Here is a 1,649-nt window from a genome sequence, read left to right as displayed (position 1 = left end):
AATTTTATGCTCGTACATTAATATTCATAGATTACATCTTGCTTAATTGTTTACTTTTTTCTAGGCACAGCGCAAAGTACATTGTTTGCATACTTGTCTGCAAAGCCAACGTATTGTCCTGTTTGTGGATCGTGAATAGTTCCATTTTCAGGATTTACAATTCCTCCAGTATTTGGATCAATAAGTTGTCCTTGAGAATTTTTTATTAATCCTGTTTTTGGATCAACATGTCCCATCTTCTTTGGATTTGTAGTTTTATTAAGTTTGTCGTTTTCGCTTATATTGCTATTGTCATCCGTATCTTCATTGTCTTGATCGTTCGTATCCTTAGGCGAATTATTGGCATTCTTTTTGTTAGTGCCGTTAGTTTTATGATTTAGCGATAGCGGTTTATTTTCACGCATTAAATCCCAAATATTGTCTGCTTCGTCAGACCATACAACACGATTTGGATCATAAGGATCTGGAATAACAGGAGTAGTACGAGCATAAATATGTGAAGAATCTAATTTACGCATGCTTAATGCCAAACCGACCAAAGTGGTAGGATTGGCCAAGCCTTCACTTATATTTAATGCTCCCAACGATGCTTTTGCAAGCTGGTAAAGCTCACTTGTCTGAGTAAATAAGTTTTTAGACAGTGCTTGATGTAAAAGCTGTTTAATCAAGTATTGCTGTCTTGTTGTTCGCATTATGTCAGAGCCATCGCTTGCTGTATCGTGGCGCATTCTAGCGTATTGAGTAGCAAGTCGACCATTAAGATGCTGCATTCCTTGTTTGAAATTTACACCCGTATAGGCATCGCGAGTTGCTGTTGGGATGCATACGGATACTCCACCAACTGCATCAATCATATTGCTTAATCCACTGAAATCAGCGACTATAAAATGATGGATATTTAAACCAGTAAGTGAATTAACAGCTTTTAACGAGCATGATGCTGCTGAGGCTAAATCTCCGCCTTGTGCATATCCTAAGGCGAAAATTGAATTAAACATCACATGTTTTCTTGCAGGAATATGTCCTTTTGTAGTGTCGCATGCTGGTGCGTTTACCATAGAATCTCGTGGAATAGAAACGATATTCATGTATGATCTATCTGCGCTAATTTGAACTACCATAGTAGTATCTGACTGATGATCACCAGTTTCACCGTCGTGTGTGAAGCTTTGATTGTTCCCATCTCGAGAATCTTGACCTAAAACAAGAAAAGTTACTGGTTTGCCTGCGTTAATATCAAGTGTCTGATTAGCTTCTGGATCTTTAGATATGACGTTTACAACTCTGTTACTTACAGCAGAAGAAAAATCTAACCATACTGCAGCTATGATTGTTGAAAAGAATGTAAGTACTGAAATAACAAGCATACACAGTATCTTGCGCGTGCGGTTAATCATTCTATAACCAAGACTATGATGAGGAGTTGAATTCCAATCTTCGCCTGGTTGGTACCGCATGCCTTCATGATACCGTGAAGTTGTCATCGTACCTTCTTTCTCAATAATGAGGAACCTTTTAGGTTGTGGCAATATCATTTCTTTTGCCATCGAATAAATCAATATTCAATGGACACATATAACGCGCCATTATAGTACATGGCAATGAGATTTATGACACCTGGTTGTGTTGAATATTATTTGATCTTTTAA

1 protein-coding gene is annotated in these 1,649 nt (G+C 37.6%); it reads right to left on the bottom strand.

Annotated elements, in window-relative coordinates:
- Window positions 1–50 precede the first annotated feature (50 nt).
- Window positions 51–1,484 (bottom strand): LCP family protein, encoded by a 1,434-nt coding sequence (locus tag A5294_RS06315; protein WP_064340731.1) that lies wholly within the window; start codon window positions 1,482–1,484, stop codon window positions 51–53.
- Between the last annotated feature and the right edge of the window lie 165 nt (window positions 1,485–1,649).

Source organism: Gardnerella sp. 30-4 (assembly GCF_001641215.1).
Lineage (GTDB): Bacteria > Actinomycetota > Actinomycetes > Actinomycetales > Bifidobacteriaceae > Bifidobacterium > Bifidobacterium leopoldii.
The sequence above is the reverse complement of the archived record's forward strand: the minus strand, read 5'-3'. Positions and strand labels throughout refer to the sequence as shown.